This window comes from Chitinophaga sp. (assembly GCF_036569125.1).
In the GTDB taxonomy this organism is placed as follows: Bacteria; Bacteroidota; Bacteroidia; order Chitinophagales; family Chitinophagaceae; genus Chitinophaga.
This window is the reverse complement of the sequence record NZ_DATCRF010000629.1, coordinates 1-21684: the sequence shown is the minus strand read 5'-3', so window position 1 is coordinate 21684 and position 21684 is coordinate 1. Positions and strand designations below refer to the sequence as shown.

18 protein-coding genes and 1 tRNA gene are annotated in these 21684 nt (G+C 45.8%); 9 read left to right on the top strand and 10 right to left on the bottom strand.

The annotated features are described in order from the left end of the window. Window positions 1-12 precede the first annotated feature (12 nt). Window positions 13-351: a PadR family transcriptional regulator gene (locus tag VIM87_RS23535; RefSeq protein ID WP_331999375.1), complete on the bottom strand. Its 339-nt coding sequence runs from the start codon at window positions 349-351 to the stop codon at window positions 13-15. A 296-nt stretch (window positions 352-647) separates the two neighbouring features. On the opposite strand from VIM87_RS23535, the gene VIM87_RS23530 reads away from it, so the two are divergent. The 3 genes from VIM87_RS23530 (at window position 648) to VIM87_RS23520 (ending at window position 3528) form a co-directional block, all read left to right on the top strand. Continuing rightward, window positions 648-935: a hypothetical protein gene (locus tag VIM87_RS23530; RefSeq protein WP_331999374.1), complete on the top strand. Its 288-nt coding sequence runs from the start codon at window positions 648-650 to the stop codon at window positions 933-935. A gap of 195 nt (window positions 936-1130) precedes the next feature. Continuing rightward, window positions 1131-2786 carry a SulP family inorganic anion transporter gene (locus tag VIM87_RS23525; RefSeq protein WP_331999373.1) on the top strand — a complete coding sequence of 552 codons (1656 nt, stop codon included), beginning with the start codon at window positions 1131-1133 and terminating at the stop codon, window positions 2784-2786. A 61-nt stretch (window positions 2787-2847) separates the two neighbouring features. Beyond that, window positions 2848-3528: a carbonic anhydrase family protein gene (locus VIM87_RS23520; RefSeq protein ID WP_331999372.1), complete on the top strand. Its 681-nt coding sequence runs from the start codon at window positions 2848-2850 to the stop codon at window positions 3526-3528. An 83-nt stretch (window positions 3529-3611) separates the two neighbouring features. Here VIM87_RS23520 and VIM87_RS23515 read toward each other — a convergent pair whose 3' ends face one another. From VIM87_RS23515 to VIM87_RS23505, 3 genes are read right to left on the bottom strand one after another with little or no spacing between them, the layout of a single operon-like run. Then, window positions 3612-4748 carry a methionine aminotransferase gene (locus VIM87_RS23515; RefSeq protein ID WP_331999371.1) on the bottom strand — a complete coding sequence of 379 codons (1137 nt, stop codon included), beginning with the start codon at window positions 4746-4748 and terminating at the stop codon, window positions 3612-3614. Window positions 4749-4794: 46 nt separating this feature from the next. Then, a complete protein-coding gene (locus VIM87_RS23510; protein WP_331999370.1) occupies window positions 4795-5877 on the bottom strand; it encodes a mannose-1-phosphate guanylyltransferase in 1083 nt (360 codons plus the stop codon). Window positions 5878-5895: 18 nt separating this feature from the next. Further along, window positions 5896-6870 (bottom strand): KpsF/GutQ family sugar-phosphate isomerase, encoded by a 975-nt coding sequence (locus tag VIM87_RS23505; protein WP_331999369.1) that lies wholly within the window; start codon window positions 6868-6870, stop codon window positions 5896-5898. A 154-nt stretch (window positions 6871-7024) separates the two neighbouring features. Here VIM87_RS23505 and recQ point away from each other — a divergent pair, with 154 nt between their 5' ends. The 3 genes from recQ (at window position 7025) to VIM87_RS23490 (ending at window position 10153) form a co-directional block, all read left to right on the top strand. Then, the gene (gene recQ, locus VIM87_RS23500) at window positions 7025-9226 is read left to right on the top strand and encodes a DNA helicase RecQ (RefSeq protein WP_331999368.1); all 2202 of its coding nucleotides are present in this window, start codon (window positions 7025-7027) and stop codon (window positions 9224-9226) included. Window positions 9227-9234: 8 nt separating this feature from the next. Further along, window positions 9235-10008, top strand: a complete 774-nt coding sequence (locus VIM87_RS23495; RefSeq protein WP_331999367.1) for a DUF3050 domain-containing protein — start codon at window positions 9235-9237, stop codon at window positions 10006-10008. A 69-nt stretch (window positions 10009-10077) separates the two neighbouring features. After that, a tRNA-Phe gene (locus VIM87_RS23490) sits at window positions 10078-10153 on the top strand. 46 nt (window positions 10154-10199) lie between these two features. Here the strand turns inward: VIM87_RS23490 and rpiA are convergent. Then, entirely contained in the window at window positions 10200-10883 is a 684-nt protein-coding gene (rpiA, locus tag VIM87_RS23485; RefSeq protein WP_331999366.1) for a ribose-5-phosphate isomerase RpiA, read from the bottom strand. Window positions 10884-10986: 103 nt separating this feature from the next. Between rpiA and VIM87_RS23480 the strand changes: the two genes are divergently transcribed. The 3 genes from VIM87_RS23480 to cls all read left to right on the top strand — a co-directional run bounded on the left by VIM87_RS23480 (window position 10987) and on the right by cls (window position 14862). Then, entirely contained in the window at window positions 10987-12282 is a 1296-nt protein-coding gene (locus tag VIM87_RS23480) for an MFS transporter (protein ID WP_331999365.1), read from the top strand. A 27-nt stretch (window positions 12283-12309) separates the two neighbouring features. Then, window positions 12310-13278: a carotenoid biosynthesis protein gene (locus VIM87_RS23475; RefSeq protein ID WP_331999364.1), complete on the top strand. Its 969-nt coding sequence runs from the start codon at window positions 12310-12312 to the stop codon at window positions 13276-13278. A gap of 105 nt (window positions 13279-13383) precedes the next feature. Next, window positions 13384-14862: a cardiolipin synthase gene (gene cls / locus VIM87_RS23470; protein ID WP_331999363.1), complete on the top strand. Its 1479-nt coding sequence runs from the start codon at window positions 13384-13386 to the stop codon at window positions 14860-14862. Here cls and VIM87_RS23465 read toward each other — a convergent pair. The 5 genes from VIM87_RS23465 to mnmG all read right to left on the bottom strand — a co-directional run bounded on the left by VIM87_RS23465 (window position 14857) and on the right by mnmG (window position 20673). Continuing rightward, window positions 14857-15240 (bottom strand): hypothetical protein, encoded by a 384-nt coding sequence (locus VIM87_RS23465; RefSeq protein ID WP_331999362.1) that lies wholly within the window; start codon window positions 15238-15240, stop codon window positions 14857-14859. The genes cls and VIM87_RS23465 overlap by 6 nt on opposite strands. A 51-nt stretch (window positions 15241-15291) precedes the next feature. Continuing rightward, entirely contained in the window at window positions 15292-16437 is a 1146-nt protein-coding gene (locus VIM87_RS23460) for a lactonase family protein (RefSeq protein ID WP_331999361.1), read from the bottom strand. A gap of 49 nt (window positions 16438-16486) precedes the next feature. Continuing rightward, the gene (locus VIM87_RS23455; RefSeq protein WP_331999360.1) at window positions 16487-17761 is read right to left on the bottom strand and encodes a hypothetical protein; all 1275 of its coding nucleotides are present in this window, start codon (window positions 17759-17761) and stop codon (window positions 16487-16489) included. 110 nt (window positions 17762-17871) lie between these two features. Continuing rightward, window positions 17872-18417, bottom strand: a complete 546-nt coding sequence (locus VIM87_RS23450; protein WP_331999359.1) for a sigma-70 family RNA polymerase sigma factor — start codon at window positions 18415-18417, stop codon at window positions 17872-17874. A gap of 387 nt (window positions 18418-18804) precedes the next feature. Continuing rightward, a complete protein-coding gene (mnmG, locus tag VIM87_RS23445) occupies window positions 18805-20673 on the bottom strand; it encodes a tRNA uridine-5-carboxymethylaminomethyl(34) synthesis enzyme MnmG (RefSeq protein WP_331999358.1) in 1869 nt (622 codons plus the stop codon). Between the last annotated feature and the right edge of the window lie 1011 nt (window positions 20674-21684).

The window sequence follows — 21684 nt, the reverse complement described above, 5'->3', positions numbered from 1 at the left end:
GTGATATAATGCTTAAAGGATGGTATTGTTTTGCGTGAGCTGATGGACCGCATTGGCCAGTTCATTCCACGTTGTTTCCAGCTCCCGGTAAAAGGCCTCTCCCTTTTCGGTCATGGAAAAATATTTTCGGGGGGGCCCTGAGCTGCTTTCTACCCAGCGGTAGGTTAGTAGTTCTGCATTTTTCAAACGGGTCAGTAAGGGATACAGGGTGCCCTCCAGGATGTCTAGCTTCGCCTCTTTCATTTTTTCAATAATGTCTGAAGGATAAGCTTCTCCTTGCTTGATAACGGAAAGAATGCAGAACTCCAGCACTCCCTTCCGCATCTGCGATTGTGTGTTATCTATATTCATGGCAAGTGAGCTTTTTAACTTTACAATTCAAAGATAGGGAATATTTACTACTATGCAATACACAATACCATAGAAAGCAAAATAATTGGTTTAGACAATTACCCATCAAAACAGGTGGATGAGCCATAGTGGCCGATCTACCTAAAATTATACTCAAAACAGTAGCCCGTTTTATGTGATGAATGGTAATATTCTGGGATGAAAAAGGGACCAGGGGCTTTTAACATTTTTTTAATTGTCGTATTTTCAAAGTATAAACTTGGTTAATTACTTTTGTTCTGAGTGTCTCTAAAAACATGAAGAAACTTATCAGCATATGCCTCCTGGTACTTATGGGTACCCAGCTGCTCCCGATCAAGGAGATGGGCAAGCTGCTGTTTAATAACCAGATTGTTGAGGAACACCCCGTAGATGGTTGCGTAGATATAGTGAAGCTGGCCAAAGAGGTTAAGTACTACGACCATTTTGACGATTCCCTGAAATTTGCTCCTGAGTTATACCTTAATATAGTGCAGTACCAACTCTTTGAAGATATTCCTTCTGGTCCTGCCCGTGAAATTCACGCTCCCCCACCCAATTGTTAAGCGATACCTATGGTTTTCTTACGCCTTACCATCCGGTAATGCGTGTCCTCTTGTATTTACATTTTCACATGCTGTTCCACTGCGCTGGTACGAGCTAACATGGCATATAGCTATATGTCTGTGTTAGAACGCACATAACGCCGTCGCTGCTCAGTCGTGTGAATAAAAGCTTAACGATTAAATCCCTTTGCGGTTATGAGCAAGCAACCTTCTTTTTTCTCGAACATAAAAGCCGACTTTTCATCCGGCCTGGTAGTATTTCTGATAGCAGTGCCGCTTTGCCTGGGTATAGCCCTGGCCTCCGGTGCACCCTTGTTCTCCGGTTTAATATCCGGTATTATCGGTGGCCTGGTTGTCGGTTCCCTGAGTGGTTCCCAGCTAAGTGTCAGCGGCCCGGCCGCCGGCCTTACCGCCGTGGTATTAACGGCTATTACCAAGCTGGGGGCTTTTGATGTATTCTTATTAGCCGTATTCATTGGCGGCGCCCTGCAGTTAGGGCTGGGCTTAATAAAGGCGGGTACCGTGGCCAATTACTTCCCTTCCAATGTTATTAAGGGTATGCTTACGGCCATTGGTCTTATTATTATCTTAAAACAAATACCACATGCCTTTGGGTATGATAAAGATTCTGAAGGCGACTTCACCTTTATACAGGTAGATGGGGATAACAGCTTTACCGCGCTGCTTTCGGGTATAAATCATATTCACCTGGGCGCTACCCTAATCACCATCGTATCTATACTGATCATTCTGTACTGGAGCAAAATACCCAAGCTGAATGTGATCCCATCTGCCCTGGTAGCGGTAATAACCGGTGTGTTGCTGAATATGCTTTTCCTTAGCACCGGCAGCAGCCTGGCCCTTACGCCCAGCCACCTGGTGAATTTGCCGGTAGCCGACAGCTTCCAGCAGTTTGTAGGCCAGTTCACCCTGCCCAATTTTAGCGCGCTGGCCAATAAAGAAGTGTGGGTTGTGGCCCTAACTATTGCCATAGTAGCTTCTGTAGAAACCTTGCTGAACGTGGAAGCCACGGATAAGCTGGACCCGCAGAAACGCCATACCAACCCTAACCGTGAGCTGCGTGCACAGGGTATTGGTAATATGGTGAGCGGTTTAATTGGCGGCCTGCCTATTACCTCCGTAATTGTGCGTTCCTCCGCCAACATTAACGCCGGCGCCCGTAGCAGGATGTCTACTATCATCCATGGCACGCTGCTGCTTACCTGCGCCGCTTTAATACCCATGGTGCTGAACAAAATACCGCTGGCCACCCTGGCAGCCGTGCTGCTGGTTACCGGTTACAAGCTGTGTAAGCTCTCCATTTTCAAAGAAATGTTCAGCAAAGGCAAGTACCAATGGGTACCGTTTGTGGTAACACTGGTAGCCATTGTGTTCACCGATCTGCTGATAGGTATAGCCCTGGGTATGGCCGTGAGTGTAATTGCCATTTTAAGAGGCAATATGAAAAGCCCTTATTATTTCCGTAAAGAGCAATACCATACCGGCGATACCATTCGCCTGGAGCTGGCGCAGGAAGTATCCTTCCTCAATAAGGCCAGCATATTGCTTACGCTGGATCATTTACCGGAAAACAGCTCCGTGGTGATAGATGCCAGCAACACGGTGTATATAGATCATGATGTGCTGGAAACCATCCGCGAGTTCAGGGATGTAAAAGCCGTACAAAAAAATATAAGCGTGGTGCTCACCGGCTTTAAAGAGGTGTATAAGATCACCAACACGCCCAGCGAGGAGCTGGATGGCCATCATGCGGCCGCGCGGGCCGGGCATGTACAGGTAATTTCCTCCGGTAATCATGAACAGCTGTTAAAAGAGCTGGAGCTGAATTAACCGGGCAGCATGCCTTCGTTCTTTTCAATTTCTTTTATTCACAAACTATTAAAACTGTAAAATGAAAACTTTAGATAAAGCCGCACAGGCAAACTTAACGCCGGAACAAACTTTACAATTGCTTAAGCAGGGGAACAACCGCTTTGTAGATAACCTGAAAATAGACCGTAACCATTTACAACAGGTAAATGAAACCTCTGATGGCCAATGGCCCATGGCAGCTATCGTAAGCTGTATGGATTCACGCACCTCTGCAGAGCTGATCTTTGACCAGGGACTAGGCGATATTTTCAGTATTCGTTTAGCCGGTGCTGTTATCTCCGATAATGTGCTGGGTAGTTTGGAATACGCCTGTAAAGTAGCAGGATCCAAATTTATTGTAGTGCTGGGCCACACCAAATGCGGAGCTATAAAAGGCGCCTGCGACCATGTGGAAATGGGTAACCTTACAGGGCTGCTTAACAAGATCACTCCTGCCGTGTACGCGGAAAAAACCATCCGCGAAAACCGGAACTCACATAATCACGCTTTTGTGGATGCTGTTACCAAACTGCATACAGAACGCTCTGTAAAGGCCGTGCTGGAGCAAAGCATGATCCTGCGTGAAATGATCCTGAACGGTGAAGTAGGAATTATAGGCGCATTATACGATGTTGAAACCGGTGTTGTAACCTTCCTGGATCATACCCAGGTACTGGGAGCAAACAGTTTGTACGAACAGGAGCTGGTAGCCGTAAGCTAAACCGGGATTTAACTCATAAGCATTTCGTACTGCTCGTAATACAAAGGACAGCCGTCTCTTTTTTAAGAGATGGCTTTTTTTTATTAAATCCTCCGGAGTCTTTCCGCCGCCTGCTCCAGGGTTGCTTTCTTTTTGGCAAAGCAGAAACGGATCACATGATCATCCTGGCCATCCTGGTAAAAGGCAGATACAGGTATGCTGGCTACGCCAAATTCTTTGGTTATACGAATGGTGAGGTCTTTATCCCCTTCATCGGAGATCTTATCATAACGCATCAGCTGAAAATAGCTGCCGTAACATGGCAGGGGCGTAAATTTAGTATCTGCCATCAGCTGCAGAAAGTAATCCCTTTTTTCCTGGTAAAAGGCCGGCAGGGATAAGTAGTGTTCCGGTGTTTCCAGGAATTTAGCCAGTCCGTATTGCATGGGCGTATTTACTGAAAAGCAAAGGTACTGGTGCACCTTACGGTACTCCTTCATCAGGTGGGCCGGGGCTATGCAGTAGCCCATTTTCCAGCCGGTTACATGAAATACCTTACCAAAAGAAAAAGTAACAAAGCTGTTCTTAAACAGGTTGGGATATTTTAATATGCTGTGATGCTGCCCGCCGTCATAAACAAGATGCTCATACACTTCATCACTTAACACCAGCAGGTTATGCGCTGCTACCAGCTGTTCCAACTCCCGTATATCCGACTCCGTTAGTATGCTGCCGGTTGGGTTGTGCGGGGTGTTCAGCATGATCATGCGGGTGCGGGATGTTATTTTGCTGCGTACCAGCTCCCAGTTTATGCGGTACTCCGGAAAGGTAAGCGGTATCAGTACCGGCACCCCGCCATTCACCAGCACATTGGGTATATAGCTATCATAAGCCGGCTCAAAAATAATCACCTCATCCCCCGGTTGTATGCAGGTGGCAATAGCCGTAAATATAGCATAGGTGCCGCCGGGCGTGATCGTGATCTCAGTATCCGGGTTAACGGTTTGCGCGTAGGAATTGTATATCTTTTTTGCAATCGCTTCCCGCAGCGGCAGTATACCCGGCATGGGCGCATACTGGTTATGGCCCTGCTGCATGGCAGCATTCACAACCTCTTTTAAGGTATCATCGCAATCAAAATCGGGGAAACCCTGTGAAAGATTAATGGCTTTGTGTTCTGCTGCCAGGGCAGACATGACGGTGAATATGGTGGTGCCTACGTTCGGGAGCTTAGAGATCATATCTTACAAACCGTTACTGTTGTTACTGCTAAAATAATCCGTAATCCTACAAAAACTTATCTCCCTTATTCCGCTTAACTTCTGCCACATATTCTTTGATCTGCTGCTCATTTTCTTTTTTGCAGATAAGCAGCACATCGTTGGTATCTATCACTATAAATTCATCTAAGCCCTGCAGCACTACCAGCTTTTCGGGTGCAGCTTTTACCATACACTTGGTGGCATCTATCACTACCACATTCTTGCCCTGCACGGCATTGCCCAGGTAATCCTTTTCCAGGTTCTCGTAGGCTGAGGCCCAGGTACCCAGGTCACTCCACCCGAAGTTGGCAGGGATCACATACACATTATCCGCCTTTTCCATAATGCCATAGTCAATGGAAATGTTGGTGCACTGCGGGTAAATGCCATCTATCAATTCCCGCTCCTGGGGCGTATTCAGCGCAGCGCGGCCCTGTTCAAACAGCTCGTCTATTTCAGGCAGGTATTTTTTAAACGCAGCAATAATGGTTTTTACATTCCACACAAAAATGCCGGCGTTCCAGAGGAAGTCACCGCTTTGCAAAAAGGTTTTGGCCAGCTCCAGGTTAGGCTTTTCAGTAAAGGTTTTTACCTCGTACACATTATCGGCCACCTGCTGGGTTTCATATTGAATGTAACCGTAGCCGGTATCCGGGCGGGTAGGTTTAATGCCCAGCGTTAATAATGCGCTGTTCTTTTGTACAAAGGTAAGGGCGTTCAGGCAGGCGGCAGTAAAGGCCGGCCCGTCCAGTATCAGATGATCTGCAGGTGCGCAAACCACACAGGCCTGCGGATCCTGCTGATGGATCTTATAGGAAATATATGCTACACAGGGTGCGGTATTTTTGCGGGATGGCTCGCACACTATATTGGCAACCGGCAGCTCACCCAGCTGCTCCTTCACTTTACCTTCATAATGCTGGTGGGTAACCACGTAGATGTTCTCTTTCGGCACAAACGCTGCAAAGCGCTCATAGGTCCACTGGAGGAGGGTTTTCCCGGTATTCAGTATATCCAGGAATTGCTTGGGGTAATCTGTACGGCTGTAAGGCCAGAAACGGCTACCTATTCCTCCGGCCATAATGGCCACATAAAAATGCCTGTTCATTTGTGTCGTCATCGCTTGTCAAATAATCCCTTCCCTGATAAGGTCATGTAAATGAATGATGCCAATATACCGCTTATCTTCCATAACCAGTAACTGGGTAATATCGTGCTGCCGCATTTTTTCCAGGGCATTGATCGCCAGCTCGTCCTTTTGTATGTGCTTGGGATGGGCCGACATAATATCCCGGGCAATTACCGTTGCAGGATTAATGTTTTTCTCCAGCATGCGCCGCAGGTCACCGTCGGTAATAATGCCACACAATTGCTCTTCCGGATCCAATACGGCCGTTACGCCCAGCATCTTGGAAGATATTTCCAGGATCACTTCCTGCAGGGGACTATCCAGGCGCACACGGGGTGTTTGATGGTGCCGGCTCAGGTCCCCTACCTTCAGATACAATTTTTTGCCCAAAGTGCCGCCGGGATGGAATTTAGCAAAATCTGCAGCAGTAAAACCGTGCCATTCTATCAGGCATACGGCCAGCGCATCGCCCATCGCCATTTGGGCGGTGGTGCTGGTAGTAGGCGCCAGGTTATTGGGGCAGGCCTCCTGGGTAACAGTGGTGTTAAGCACCAGGTCTGCCTCCTGCGCCAGGTACGAGCTGGTATTGCCTACCATGGCAATAAGGGTATTGCCAAAGCTCTTTACCAGTGGCAATAATACCTTTATCTCAGGGGAGGAGCCGCTTTTGGAAATGCACATCACCACATCATGCTCCTGTATCATTCCCAGGTCGCCATGAATAGCGTCTGCAGCATGCATAAATAAGGCAGGCGTGCCGGTGGAATTTAGCGTGGCTACAATCTTTTGCCCGATAATGGCGCTCTTGCCAATACCGGTTACAACCAATCGTCCCGCACACTGGGCAATTATCTCCACAGCCTTTTCAAAGTCCTCATCTACAAATTGCTGCAGATCTCTTATTGCCGCGGCCTCTACCTGAAGGGTCCGCAATGCGGTTTCACGGATGTTTATAGCTGTTGTTTTTTTCATCTTGGCGGCACAAATTTACCTCAGTTTATATAAATTCTATTGTAATTCAGGGGTTTTTTAAGTAACTTCGTGTCCCCTAAAAATCATATAATCAATAAACGTAATCCGTTAGTTCTTTAGAGTTTTGAATGTATATCGTTAAATCTTGAATGCAATGGCTGTTGTAAAGGTAAGTTTGTTAGATGCATTACACGAACACTTTGGGTTCGATTCCTTTAAAGGGAACCAGGAGATTATCATAAAGAGCATACTTTCCGGGAAAGATACTTTTGTAATTATGCCAACCGGAGGGGGGAAATCCCTTTGCTACCAGTTACCCGCCCTCATTAGTCCCGGATGCGCGCTCATTGTTTCTCCCCTGATTGCGCTGATGAAAAACCAGGTAGACCTGGTTCGTTCCTACAGCAGCAAGGATAATGTTGCACACTTCCTTAATTCTACTTTATCTAAAGCACAAATAAAAAAAGTACGTACCGACCTGCTGAGCGGCAAAACCAAATTGCTGTATGTAGCGCCGGAAACACTTACCAAACAGGAAAACCTGGATTTTTTCCGGGACCTGGAGATCTCGTTCTTTGGCGTGGACGAAGCGCATTGTATCTCCGAATGGGGCCACGACTTCCGGCCGGAATACCGCCGCCTGAAGGAGATGATAGACCAGATCAACCCGAACCTGCCTATTATTGCCCTTACCGCTACCGCCACCCCTAAGGTGCAAAGCGATATTGTAAAGAACCTGGTATTACGCGAGCCGGAGATCTATATTTCATCTTTCAACAGGCCCAACCTGTATTATGAAATAAGGCCCAAGCGCAAGAAAGACCAGACCATCCGCGAAATAGTAAAGTTCATCCACTCACATAAAGGCAAAAGCGGCATTATCTATACCCTGAACCGTAAAACAACGGAGGAGCTGGCCGATATGCTGATGGCTAATAATATTAAAGCCGTAGCCTACCACGCCGGGCTGGATTCCAATACCCGCGCCCAGCGCCAGGATATGTTCCTGCTGGAAGAGGTGGAGGTTATCGTAGCCACCATTGCATTTGGAATGGGGATCGATAAGCCGGATGTGCGTTTTGTGATCCACTACAACATTCCCAAAAGCCTGGAGAATTATTACCAGGAAACCGGCCGCGCCGGCCGTGACGGACTGGAAGGCATTTGCCTTTGCTTTTACAGCCATAAAGATGTGCAGAAGCTGGAGCACCTGATGCGTGACAAGCCGCTGAGCGAACGCGAAATGGGCGCCCAGTTAATTAACGAAACGGTAGCATATGCAGAGAGCTCCGTATGCCGCCGTAAAGTAATTTTGCACTACTTCGGAGAGCATCTTGAAAAAGATAACTGCGGCAACTGCGATAACTGCCGTAATCCGAAGGAGAAAATAGAGGTAAAGAACCGCGTGGTTATAGTGCTTAAAGCCATTAAGGCGCTGGATGAGCGTTTTGGTACAGAGTACGTAGTAAATATTATTACCGGTAAAAGCAACCCGCAGATCACCACCTACCGCCATGATCAGCTGGATATTTTTGGCGAAGGCAAAGAGTTTGATTCCCATTTCTGGAACTCCCTTATCCGGCAAATGATGCTGGAAGGCCTGATAGAAAAGGATATTGAGGAATACGGCCTGCTGAAGGTAATGGACAAAGGCAACAAGTTCCTGAAAAAGCCTTATTCCATTATGGTATCCCTGAATCACCAGTTTGATGATGAAGGCGGCGGTGATGATGATGAAATGACCGCAGAAGCCCAGGCCTCCGCAGATCCGGTGCTGTTTGAAATGCTGAAGGACCTGCGTAAAAAAGTGGCGAAGGAAAAGAACCTGCCTCCCTTTGTAATATTCCTGGAAACTTCCCTGGAAGATATGGCCACCCAGTACCCTACCACCGTACAGGAGCTGGAAAAGATCCAGGGCGTAAGCAAGGGTAAAGCCATCCGCTATGGCAAACAGTTTGTTGACATCATCGGCAAGTATGTGCAGGAAAATGACATCGTAAAGCCGGACGATTTTGTGATGAAAAGCGTGGTGAATAAAAGCGGTTTAAAAGTGTTCATTATCCAGAACATCGACAAAAAAATGCCGCTTGAAACCATTGCCAAGAATAAAGAATTAAGCATAGCCCAGCTGCTGGATGAAATGGAAACCATTGTAGCCAGCGGTACCAAACTAAACCTGGATTACTGCATTGACGAGGAATTGGACGATTATGCACAGGACGAGATCATAGAATACTTTAAAGGCTGTGAAACATCCAGCCTTGCGCTGGCCCGTGAAGAGCTGATCGAAAGTGATTACACGATCGAACAATTGAAGCTGATGCGCATTAAGTTCCTGGTGGAATACGGAAATTAAAAGCAGGAATGAATACACTGATCAGGGATGCGATAGCACCCTTAAGAGAAACCATTATCCAACATCCCCTATACCGCCGCATCCAACATATTGATGATATACGGCTGTTCATGCAATATCATGTATTTGCAGTTTGGGATTTCATGTCATTATTAAAATCGTTACAACGCCAGCTCACCTGCACTACCATTCCCTGGATGCCTGCCGGCAATGCGGCCACCCGTTTTCTTATCAATGAAATTGTAACCGGTGAGGAAAGTGATATAGCGCCGAATGGCTCCCGTACCAGCCACTTTGAGCTGTACCTGCAGGCCATGCAGCAGGCGGGCGCCGATACGCAGCCGATATTGGTCTGCCTGCGGCAATTACAGGCCGGCGTTAACATAAAAACCGTGCTGCAAAATGCTTCCATACCCGAAGCGGCCCGCTCTTTTATGCAATACACCTTTGACCTCATCGAGCAGGCGCCGGTACACATACAGGCCGCGGTATTCACTTTTGGCCGGGAGGACCTGATCCCCGATATGTTCCTTAGCATGATCAAAGACCTGGACAACCAGTTCCCCGGGCAGATCAGTATTTTAAAATATTACCTGGAACGGCATATTGAAGTAGATGGCGGCCATCACAGCCAGTTAGGCATGCAAATGGTGGAGGAGCTCTGTGGTACTAATTCCCTGAAATGGCTGGAAGCAGCCGGGGCTGTGAAAACGGCTTTGGAAAAGCGCCGCCAGCTATGGGATGGTATTTATCAGGAAATAACGGCTTCCGTAACAATTTGATCCAATAATATTTGGAAATTAAAATCGAAAACTATTATCTTTGCACTCCCTTCACAAGAAGGATAAGGCGGTGCGGTAGCTCAGTCGGTAGAGCAAAGGACTGAAAATCCTTGTGTCGGCGGTTCGATCCCGCCCCACACCACCAGAAAAGAGATCATTTAAAAATGATCTCTTTTTTTATTTACACCTATTTATTTCTCCCTTACCTCCGTTGTCCCATCCTCATACCCCAGTACCACCTTATGCGCCATTTGCACAAACAAACCTGTTTCTACCACACCCGGAATGTTATGCAGCGCATCATTGATCAGCTGCGGCTCTTTAATATTTCCAAAAGAGCAATCAATAATATAATTCCCGTTGTCTGTAATAAAGATCTCCTCTCCTTTTGCACGCAGCAAGGGCCGGCAACCCAGGCTTTGCAGCTTGCTGCCCGTAGCTTCCCAGCCAAACGGGATCACCTCCACCGCTAACGGAAAGCGGCCCAGCGTAGGCACATACTTATGCTCGTCTGCAATAATGATCAGCTGCTTACTGTGGTAAGCCACTATTTTTTCCCGCAGCAGCGCGCCACCCCCGCCTTTGATCACATCCAGGTTTTCGCTTACTTCATCGGCGCCGTCAATATCAATATCTATACGTTGGGTTTCTGCAAAGGTGGTAAGCGGGATCTTTAGCTCGCGGGCCAATGCTGCAGAGGCTTCAGAGGTAGCAATGGCCTGTATATCCAGTCCATTTTTTACCAGGGCGCCTATTTTCTGAATAGCCCAGTAAGCCGTAGATCCGGTGCCCAGCCCTACTATCATACCCGGACGGATAAACTCTGCCGCTTTCTCGCCGGCAGCTTTTTTAGCATTTGTTATAGGATCTTGCATGTTATTCAGTTATGAGTGGTTGTTTACGAAGATACAAGAACACCCTTAACTTATATAAAAAGCTGCTATTTTTGACCGCACATCCCATGTTCAATTACGTTCCATGATCGATCAACACCCTACCCACAATACCGCCTGGCGTCTGAAAGCAATTATTACCGGTTCTGCCGGCAACCTGGTGGAGTGGTACGACTGGTATGCCTATTCCACCTTTGCCCTGTACTTTGCGCCGGCCTTTTTCCCGGAAGGTAATACTACCGTACAGCTGCTGAACACCGCGGCAATTTTTGCCGTAGGCTTTCTGATGCGGCCTATTGGGGGATGGCTGTTTGGCCGCATTGCAGACCGCACGGGCCGTAAAGCAGCCATGACCTTATCTGTGCTGTTAATGTCGCTGGGATCGTTGATGATCACGTTCACACCCTCCTACCGCAGCATTGGCCTGCTATCGCCGGTATTTTTACTGCTGGCCCGTTTGCTGCAGGGCCTCAGCGTAGGCGGGGAGTACGGAACTTCTGCCACTTACCTGAGCGAGATTGCTACCAAAGAAAAACGCGGTTTCTTTTCCAGCTTTCAATATGTAACATTAATTGGCGGGCAGCTGGTTTCACTGGGCATTCAGCTGCTGTTGCAAAAAGTTTTTCTTACGCCGGAGCAGCTGCATAGCTGGGGATGGCGCATTCCCTTTTTCATAGGGGCTTTGCTGGCATTGATAGTATTGTATATGCGCCGTAACATGGAAGAATCCGTAAAGCTGGATGATAAAAAAACAGAACGGGGTTCTGTAGCTGTGCTGCTTAAAAAGCATCCGCGGGCTGTGCTCACCGTTGTGGGGTTAACGTTAGGCGGCACGCTGGCCTTTTATACCTATACTACCTACATGCAAAAGTTCCTGGTAAATACGGTGCATTTATCCAAAGAACAATCCACCCTTATTGTTTTTATGCTCATGCTCATTTATGCGGGTATACAGCCGCTGTTCGGGTGGATCTCTGATAAATATGGCCGTAAACCTTTGCTGATAGGCTTTGGCGTATTAGGCACCTTATTCACGGTACCTATTTTAACTACGCTTAGCCATACCACATCTGCCGTTGCTGCATTTTTCCTGATACTGGCAGCGCTTATTATTGTAAGCGGGTACACGGCTATTAATGCCGTGGTAAAAGCAGAACTTTTCCCGGCAGAAGTAAGGGCGCTGGGTGTAGGCCTGCCCTATGCCTTAACGGTAGCGCTTTTCGGAGGAACAGCAGAATACATTGCATTGTACTTTAAAAACATCGGGCACGAGTCGCTGTACTACTGGTACATTACCGGCTGCATTTTTATTTCGCTTATTGTGTACGTTGCTGTAAGGGATACCAGGCGCACTTCCTACATTGACCGGGAAAATATGTAATTTCATATTGCTACAAAAACCTGCAATATGAGGCCTTACCCCGCTATGCCATATGCGTATCCTATTGGTATTTGTTACCCGCTTACAGAGTGTTGCATGTTCCTGCTGTTTATACTTTGCTGCATACACGCATATAAAAAGGGTATTGGCAATATCATGTACCTGCTGGGCGGCCTGGGTTTCGGCTTATTGCTGGAGTATGTGAATGTAGCCACCAACGCAGGTTATAAGTATGGACAATTCTGGGTTATGCTGGGTGTAGCGCCCAACAACATACCCGTGTGTATTGGTACCGGCTGGGCCATTATTATTTACACTTCACGCCTGTTAACAGATGCATTGGGTATGAGCTTATGGACGGCCGCTGCGCTGGATGCACTGCTGGCCGTGAATATAGACCTGAGCATGGATGTGGTAGCCTACCGCCTGCATATGTGGCATTGGGACTGGGAATCCCGCGGGCCGCAATACAATGTGCTTACCAGCCAGTGGTTTGGCGTGCCTTATGGCAATTTTTACGGCTGGCTTTGCGTAGTGTTCTTTTATTCTTCTTTTGCACGCCTGCTGGAAAAGGTAAAGGCGGTGCCGGCTAAAATATGGCGCGTCTTCACCCCTATCCTGTCCATCCTCATTTCGCAGGCAGCGCTGTGGCTATCGCTTTTCACCATTGCCGATTTTTTAAGATTAACTTTTGGCATCACCAGCGCACACAGGCTGGTGGCTTTGCTGGTATTGTTCAGCATAATGTCGGTAAGGGGCTACATTAAACGAAAAAATAAAACCATTGATCATACTACGCTTCCTGCTGTTACCTGGCTGGTGCCGGTATGGTTCCATCTCTACTTTTTTTGCTGGTTATTTATTGGCGGCTTCTCCACAGAAAATACCTGGATGACGGTTTGCGCTGTACTTAACCTGCTGGTGGGCGCCTTTATACACTGGGCTTTGTTTATAAAATCTGCCGTTACACCTTTACCTGCAGTAGCCAAACAGTAAACCAATTTATTGGAAAACTTTTTGTTGATAACTATTCCTTTACCGGTGCATTACTGCACTATTGGCATAAACTTTTATCTTTATCAACACTAATCGCTTCCTGTTGTGTTTACCATCCTCCATTTATTATCAGAAACCAACTGGCACCTGGCTATTAAGATCTTCAGCTACGTGTTATTGCTCCTCACATTTGTAGGGGTAGTAGGCACTATTTTGCTGGAGAACCGCAACCCCATTAAGGCCATGGCCTACATACTGCTGCTGGTATTTTTACCGCTGGTTGGTTTAGTGGTATACTATTACCTGGGGCGCGATCTGCGTAAACGCAAACGCTTTACCTTCAAAGGTTCCAGGGATGAATCACTTATGCTGCGGTACTGGGAAAATAAGCGTCCTGAGATTGAACAGATGCAGGTAGAGCTTCGCCACCTGGTAGCCAGCAAACAGGAAATAGCATCCATGCTGTTGAATACCATGCACTCACTGCTTACCCGCAATAACCGCGTAAAAATATTACTGAACGGGGAGCAAAAGTTTCCGGCTGTAATGGAAGCGCTGCGCGGGGCGCAGCATCATATCCATATGGAGTATTACATTTTTGCAGTGGATAGTGTGGGCAATGCCGTAATAGATATTTTAATAGAACGCCTGCAGGCAGGGGTGGAAGTACGTTTTATTTATGACGACCTGGGATGTGATAACATGGGTAAAATTACCCGCCGGCTGAAAGAGCATGGTGCAGAAGTATATGCCTTTTCACCGGTGCTGTTGGATTTTTACCTGAATGCTAATTACCGCGATCACCGTAAGATCATTGTGGTAGATGGCAAAATTGGTTTTACCGGTGGTATAAACATGGATGAACGTTACATTAATAACGGCCACAATGAGGTGTTCTGGCGGGATACACACCTGCAGCTGGAAGGCGATGTGGTGAACCAGCTGCAGCTGCAGTTCATGATGAGCTATCGTTATTGCAGTAAAAAGGATTTTCCGTTTGCAACACCCTATTACCAGCGGGCCGCCTTTACCGGCGAATGTTTTACGGATATTGTTGCCAGTGGTCCGGATTCACCATGGCCCATGGCCATGCAAACCATTATCATGGCCATTAATGTAGCCCGCCGCCGCATACGCATCAGCAATCCATACTTTATTCCGAATGAACAATTATTAACAGCCCTGCAAATGGCTGCACAAGCCGGTAAGGATGTAGAGCTGCTGTTACCCCAGCAGGGCGATTCATTTTTTGTGCAGCATGCCGCGCAATCCTTCATCAAACCCATGCTGGATGCAGGTGTGAAAGTTTACTTTTATCAGAAAGGATTTATCCACGCCAAATCCATGATCGTTGATGATAACCTGGCAATAGTAGGTACCGTAAACCTGGACAACCGCAGCTTTTACTTAAACTTTGAAATTGCAGTTATTATGTATGACCGCGCTGTTGTAAAAGAGCTAAACGCTGCTTTTGAAGATGATCTGGATAACGCTGTGCTTATTACACGGCGCAGCTGGAAGAACCGCTCTATAGGTGAAAAATTTGTGGATGCACTATGCCGGTTATTAACACCGCTGTTATGATTCATCATCATCCCGCTCAACTAACTGATCATCTTCCAGATCCTCATGCCGGTCGCCTCCTAAACTATAAAAGTTATTTTCTTCATCCTCCTCACCAATATCTTCTCCCTCGTTATCCAGCTCTGCGCCAGGTATATCCAGCCTTCTTTCTTCATCCGGTAAGTCTTCTTTACCTTTTGCTAATTCATTATTCAGCTGAACATTGCGGGTAACGTTTTCCACATCCAGGTCTTCCTGTTCACCCTGGTTCATAATATCCTCGCTGGCGGGATAAGTGGGGTATCCGGGAAATGTTTTGTCTCTTTTCTCTTCCTGCTCTTTCATGGTGGGGGCTTGCGGCAGGTCCTTCTTTTCAGGTTTGTTTTGATTATTTTTCATAGCAGTACCTTTTTAGTTTTAGTAAGTACCGAAAATGCTATGCCATAAATCTTACTGCTTTTCCACGGCTATCATTTTTAAACATACAGGCATAGATATCTTTATTTGCTCGCCGGTGGGTTTTATAGCACCGGTAGTGGGATTGCGTTTGAACAGAACAATATTATCACTATCCTGATTAGCCACTAACAGGAAGTTGCCGGAAGGATCTATCATAAAATTCCGGGGCGCTTTACCACCGGAAGATTGTTGCCCTTTCCACACCAATTTACCACTACGCTGATCAATGGAATAATACACAATGTTATTCAGATCATAGCGGTTGGAGGCGTACAAAAATTTTCCGTCCGGTGAAATGTGAATATCTGCACCGGAGATCTTGCCTTTATAATTAGCCGGCAAAGTGGAAATTGTTTGTATGGGTATAAGCTTGCCGGCATCATATTTAAATGCCGTTACTTTTCCATCCAGCTCATGAATGAGGTAAGCCCATTTGCCATTGGAATGAAAAGTAATATGGCGCGGACCGGAACCCGGGGGCAACGGCGCATAGGATGGGTTTGCCTCCTGCAGCAGTAAAGGTGAATCAGGATCATACTTATAAATACCTACTTTATCAATTCCCAGGTCAGGCACATACAGGTATTGATTGTCCCGCGAAAACTCTACGCAGTGCACATGCGGTTTTTCCTGCCGGTTCTTATCCACGCTGGATCCGGTGTGCTGCACGGTTTGCAGTGGCGCGCCCACCTTCCCGTCTGCCTGTACCGGTAGTACGGATAAGCTGCCGCCGGCGTAATTACCCACCAGTACATGTGTACCGGCACTGTCCGTATTAATATAGCAGGGTCCTTCTCCACCAGAAGGTTGTTTATTCAGGAACTGCAGCTGGCCGGTGGCATTGTCAAAAGCAAAAGCACTTACACCGCCGGTTCTTTCCACACCAACTTCGTTTACAGAGTATACATGTTTTTTATCCGGGGCAATGGCCAGGTAAGAAGGGTTAACCACACCAGTGGCAATACTTACCGGTTTTACTGCTCCTGTTTGTGAGTTAAAGGCATAAACATAAATACCTTCACTTTGCTTCTTGGTATAGGTACCGATCAGCAGGTACTGGTCGAAGTCAGTTGGTGTTTGCGCATTTAGTAGCAAGGGGAAAACCATTGCGCCGGCAGTCAGTAATAAACCATGCATAGGTCATAACGTTTCTTATACCTAATATAAGCAAAAAGAAACTACCGGCCTATTGCTTACGCCTGAATTGGTTAAAATTCAGCTGTACGGCTACCCCGGTGGAATATAGTTTTACCTGCCCATATCCAATATCACCCAGGGGCACTTTTGCAAACGGTTGTATACCTAATGACATATGGCTGTTCAGTGGCAGCTGGTAAGTGAACGCTAAGTTAAGCACCGACAGGTAATGCTGGTTTTCATTGCTCAGGGATTTTTCCCAGGCAGGCATATAGTCCCTTTTATAAGTATATTCTTCCTTTAGCATAAAATAGCTGGATAAACCAACCGTAGCTGTCAGGTTATACTTAGGCCTGTTCATAAAAGTGTAGTTAATATTGATGGGCACATCCAGCACTCTACAGTTTGCATCTATGCGCTTTACTGTATTCATTGGGTAAGACCATGTTTTTACTACACCATAATCTTTCCGGGTACCGCCATAAGGTTTATCACTATATATTGCGCCGGAGGTAAATGACCAATGATTGTTTATATGATAGTTGACCAGTATTCCGCCATCCAAACCAAACTTTCCATATTCGAGTGAAGGTGCTACGTTAAACACAGGCCCCAGCATTAATCCAACAGAAAATCCTTTGCGGTTGGGAACGGTGCTTTTCTTTTTCTCTGTTTTTTCCGCGATCTCTTTAATGGGTAAATGACCACTTCGATTCAGCTTATCAGAAACTGCCGGGTTAGTGAAGTAATGGGTGTTGAGTAAACGCAGCACTTCATTTTCTTCTGCGCCGGAATTATTATTAACCGGTTGGGAAATATTTGAAATATCCGTTCCCGTTATACCATTTGATTTTGCCAATGGTTGTTCTGACGGGTCAGCTGCCGGCCGGGTAGTTTTTGTACCTGGTTTATTTACCAGCCTGTCCGCTGCAAATCCTTTAGGTGAAGGATTATTTTTATTTTGCCCGGAATTGTTTGCCGGCGCATCTGCTGTTGTTAAATTATTATTTCGTGCAGGTGTTAACGTTGTAGCTGCCGGTGGTGTTGAAGGCGCTTTTGCAACAGGCGCTGTTACCGTACTGTTATCATCATTTGGTGCAACAATTTTTTCTTTGGAAGTCAAGGCGGAATCTGCAGGTGAAGGAGTGATCACCTGCTCAGTAGTTTTTTCTGTTTCAGCAACCGGGCTGGTTGTTGTGTTATTGCTGTTACGCCACCAAATGAAAGCGCCTGTCCCCAGCAATATTAATACAAGCGGCGCCAGCCACCACCAGAAAGGTTTTCTGTTGGTGTCGTTGTCGAGGGCGTCTAGTTTCTTCTCCATTTTTTTCCAGGCTTCCGGATCAAATGGAAAATTTTCTTCGCTCAACCTCTCACGAAACTTATTATCAAACGCGTCACTCATTTTACGTAACCCTCGTGGGTTTTTATATTTTATCTTACGGTGTTATAGGATGTAGCCTTCTCTATTTTTTCTTTCAATATTTTTTTTGCCTTAAAAAGATTAGACTTAGAGGTCCCCTCTGATATCCCTAATTGTTCTGCTATTTCCTGGTGCTGGTATCCCTCCATTACATACAGGTTAAAAACAGTGCGGTAAGCAGGCGGTAAAGATTGTACCAGCAACAACAACTCATCATACGAGAGCTTGTCCATTGCTTTATCATCCATACCCAGGTCATACACCTGTGTTATATCTTCTGTGAAAGAAATTCTTTTTTTACTGCGCAGATGATCGATGGCTGTATTTACCACTATTTTGGCCAGCCAGCTTTTGAAGGGACGTGTCGTATCAAATTCAGAGATGTGTTGAAATATTTTCAGAAACCCATCATTTAAAATTTCAATTGCTTCCTCCTTATTTTGTGCATACCGCAAAGCAATACTCATGGCATATCCATAGAATTGCCGATACAATAATTCCTGGCTGTTACGGTTTAAACTCCGACAACCTTCAATAATGTCGTTCAGTTCGTGCACGAAATATCTGTTACCTTTTTTTCTTAGTTCCCCTTAAAGTACACAACTTTTTTTCAAAGAGTATAAAGATATTCGTTTTACAATAATCACTTCAATATTTACGTCGATTAAACACGAAGCGTTGCTTTTATCCACAATTTTTAATGAAAAAAGGTGTGTTTCCCTAAATATCCATTTTAAGGGCGCTAATTTCTTTATACTCCTGTTTTGATACTAACACCAGCGTAAGCGAGCGATCGTTAAAATTTGGGGAGATAATGAAGTCAATATTTTATTGCTTAATTATTTGAAAATCAATCGGTTAGTAAAAACAGGCCTTTTCTGATAAGAAAAAGGGAAATATCCACGTGGAACATTTCCCTTTGAGTATTTTAAGCGGTATTGATTTTACCGTCCCATGTACACCATCAAAATTTGTACATCACTTGGATTTACGCCGCTGATCCGGCTGGCTTGTCCTAAAGTACGCGGACGGATTTTATTAAATTTCTGACGGGCTTCTGAACTAAGTGAAACCAGCTTGGTATAATCAAAAGCTTCCGGGATCACCAGGTCTTCCAGCTGGCTCATTTTTTTCACCAGCTCATTTTCCTTTTCAATGTATACTTCATACTTGATCTGAATCTCTGCCTGCTCTAAAATTTCTGCTGAAAAATTTTCCAGCGCATTTGCAATTTTCTGCACCCTGTTTTTCATAGACAAAATATCCATTCCCGGGCGCAGTAAAATTTGCCAGGCACGTTGCCGTTGGGTAAGCAGTGCAGAATTTTTTTCTTCCAGGTGATGATTAATATCTTCCGGATCTAAGGGCAGCTCTTTCAAAATGGATTTTACTTTAGCAACACCTTCCTGTTTATGCTGCACTTTTTCCATTCTTTCCTGGGAGGCCAAACCTAAGCGATAGCTTTTTTCTGTTAAGCGGAGGTCTGCATTATCCTGGCGCAGTAATGTTCTGAACTCTGCCCGGGAGGTAAACATGCGATATGGTTCTTCGGTTCCCTTGTTTATAAGGTCATCTATCAACACTCCAATATATGCTTCACTCCTTTTTAATACAAACGGTGGCTGACCACTTGCTTTCAGGTGAGCATTCATACCGGCTATTAAACCCTGGCAAGCTGCTTCCTCATACCCGGTGGTACCGTTAATTTGTCCGGCAAAGAAAAGGTTTTGCACCTGTTTTGTTTCCAGGGAAAACTGTAATTGGGTAGGTGGAAAATAATCGTACTCGATAGCATACCCCGGGCGGAACATTCTGCAGTTCTCAAAACCGGGTACCATTTGCAGGGCTTTGTATTGTACATCTTCCGGCAGGGAAGTTGAAAAACCATTCACATATATTTCCACGGTGTTCCAACCTTCCGGTTCTACGAACAGCTGATGTCTTTCTCTTTCTGCAAAACGGTTGATCTTGTCTTCAATACTTGGGCAGTACCTTGGGCCTACACCCTGGATCCTTCCCTGGAACATGGGTGAACGATCAAACCCGGTTTTCAATGCTTCATGAACTTCAGCACTGGTATAGGTGACCCAACAGCTGCGTTGCTGTTCGGGTTTTATTTTTTCTATATCCAGGTATGAGAAACCGGTGATCTCTTCATCACCTTTTTGCTCTTCCATTTTGGAGTAGTCAAGGCTACGGCCATCAATTCTGGGAGGGGTACCTGTTTTCAAACGGTCGCTTTCAAAACCCAGGGACACCAATTGCTCAGTAATTCCGGTAGCAGCTTTCTCTGCTACCCGTCCCCCACCGAACTGTTTATCTCCAATATGCATTACTCCATTCAGGAAAGTGCCATTGGTAAGTACAACTGATTTTGCTTTTATTTCATGTCCCAGCCCGGTAATAACACCATAACATTTACCCTCTTTTACTAACAGACCCTTTACCATGTCCTGGTAAAAATCTACGTTCGGGGTTTGCTCCAATGCTTCCCTCCACTTTGTGGCAAATAACATCCGGTCGTTTTGGGTACGGGGGCTCCACATGGCAGGTCCCTTGGAACGGTTCAGCATCCGGAATTGGATCATAGATTGATCGGTAACAATACCGGAGTATCCACCCAGCGCATCTATTTCACGAACTATTTGCCCTTTAGCTATACCACCCATTGCAGGGTTGCAACTCATTTGGGCAATAGTTTGCATGTTCATGGTTACCAGTAATACCCTGGATCCCATGTTAGCTGCAGCAGCTGCAGCTTCACAACCGGCATGTCCGGCGCCCACCACTATAACATCGTAAGAAGGAAACATACTTCGTTTTATATATTGTAGAAGATGCAAAATTACATATAAGCAGGGATAAGTGAGGTTTTTGTTTGGTGTTCCACGTGGAACATGAGGGAAGGCTTCATTTAGGGTTGCTGTTTGACACTGGCCGGGAAAGTGGTTAGCTGGCAGGGTGCTCTTGTAAGGTAAATAAATACTTAGGGAGATATATGATGGCACCAAAAGAGTAATAATTAAATGATCAGGCAGGTGTTTATATTCTCGTGATATAGTTAGGTTCTAATACCAGTACTTCGCTAACTTATTACAATCCGGATCCCATAATTTCCGGGCAAGTGTTTTTATAGATGGGCCTATTTGGCTTCCCCTTTTTCTCCCACCCCACTTTTTTTGTTGCCAAATATAATTCACCTCCGTATAGATGTCCCTGCTTTCCAGGAGGAATAACATAGGCTAAGGGCACAGCATTACTACCAATATCCACGGTAATCCCCATCAATAACCGGTATTGAACACTCCATAGGTAGTGCAAGATTTTCAGTCCCTGTTCAGGGAAGAAGGTTCTATTAAGGGGCTATCTAACCAGGTGAAACACTATAGAGCTTGCTATAATTCTAATCTGTTGCCAGGTATTTGTTCTGAAACTAAGGGATAAAGGAAGGAATAGAGAAAGACACAGGATAGCCTCCTTTGTTGTAAGGTGACTACTTATAGGAGAAAGAATTGAGCAAGACTATAGGTGTGATAGTTAGAGGGCCCCTCTCACCTACCTGCCCACCTTTCTTATATGAGTTTTACTTCGTGAATTGAATTAGTCTATCCCTGTAAAGTAGGGGTAAGCTCCATAGAGTACTCGCACTTGGTATCAACAATCTGCCTCCCCGGCAAACATTCCCATGGTTAAACCACTTATAAATGGTCAGTCCTCTCAGGTAAATAAGGAAATAAAACCTATTACAGGAAACCATGGAGGTTGAAAGAACCTCCAGTTATCTGGGATAAATGCATCAAATTGAAAAGTACTTCCCAGGGTAA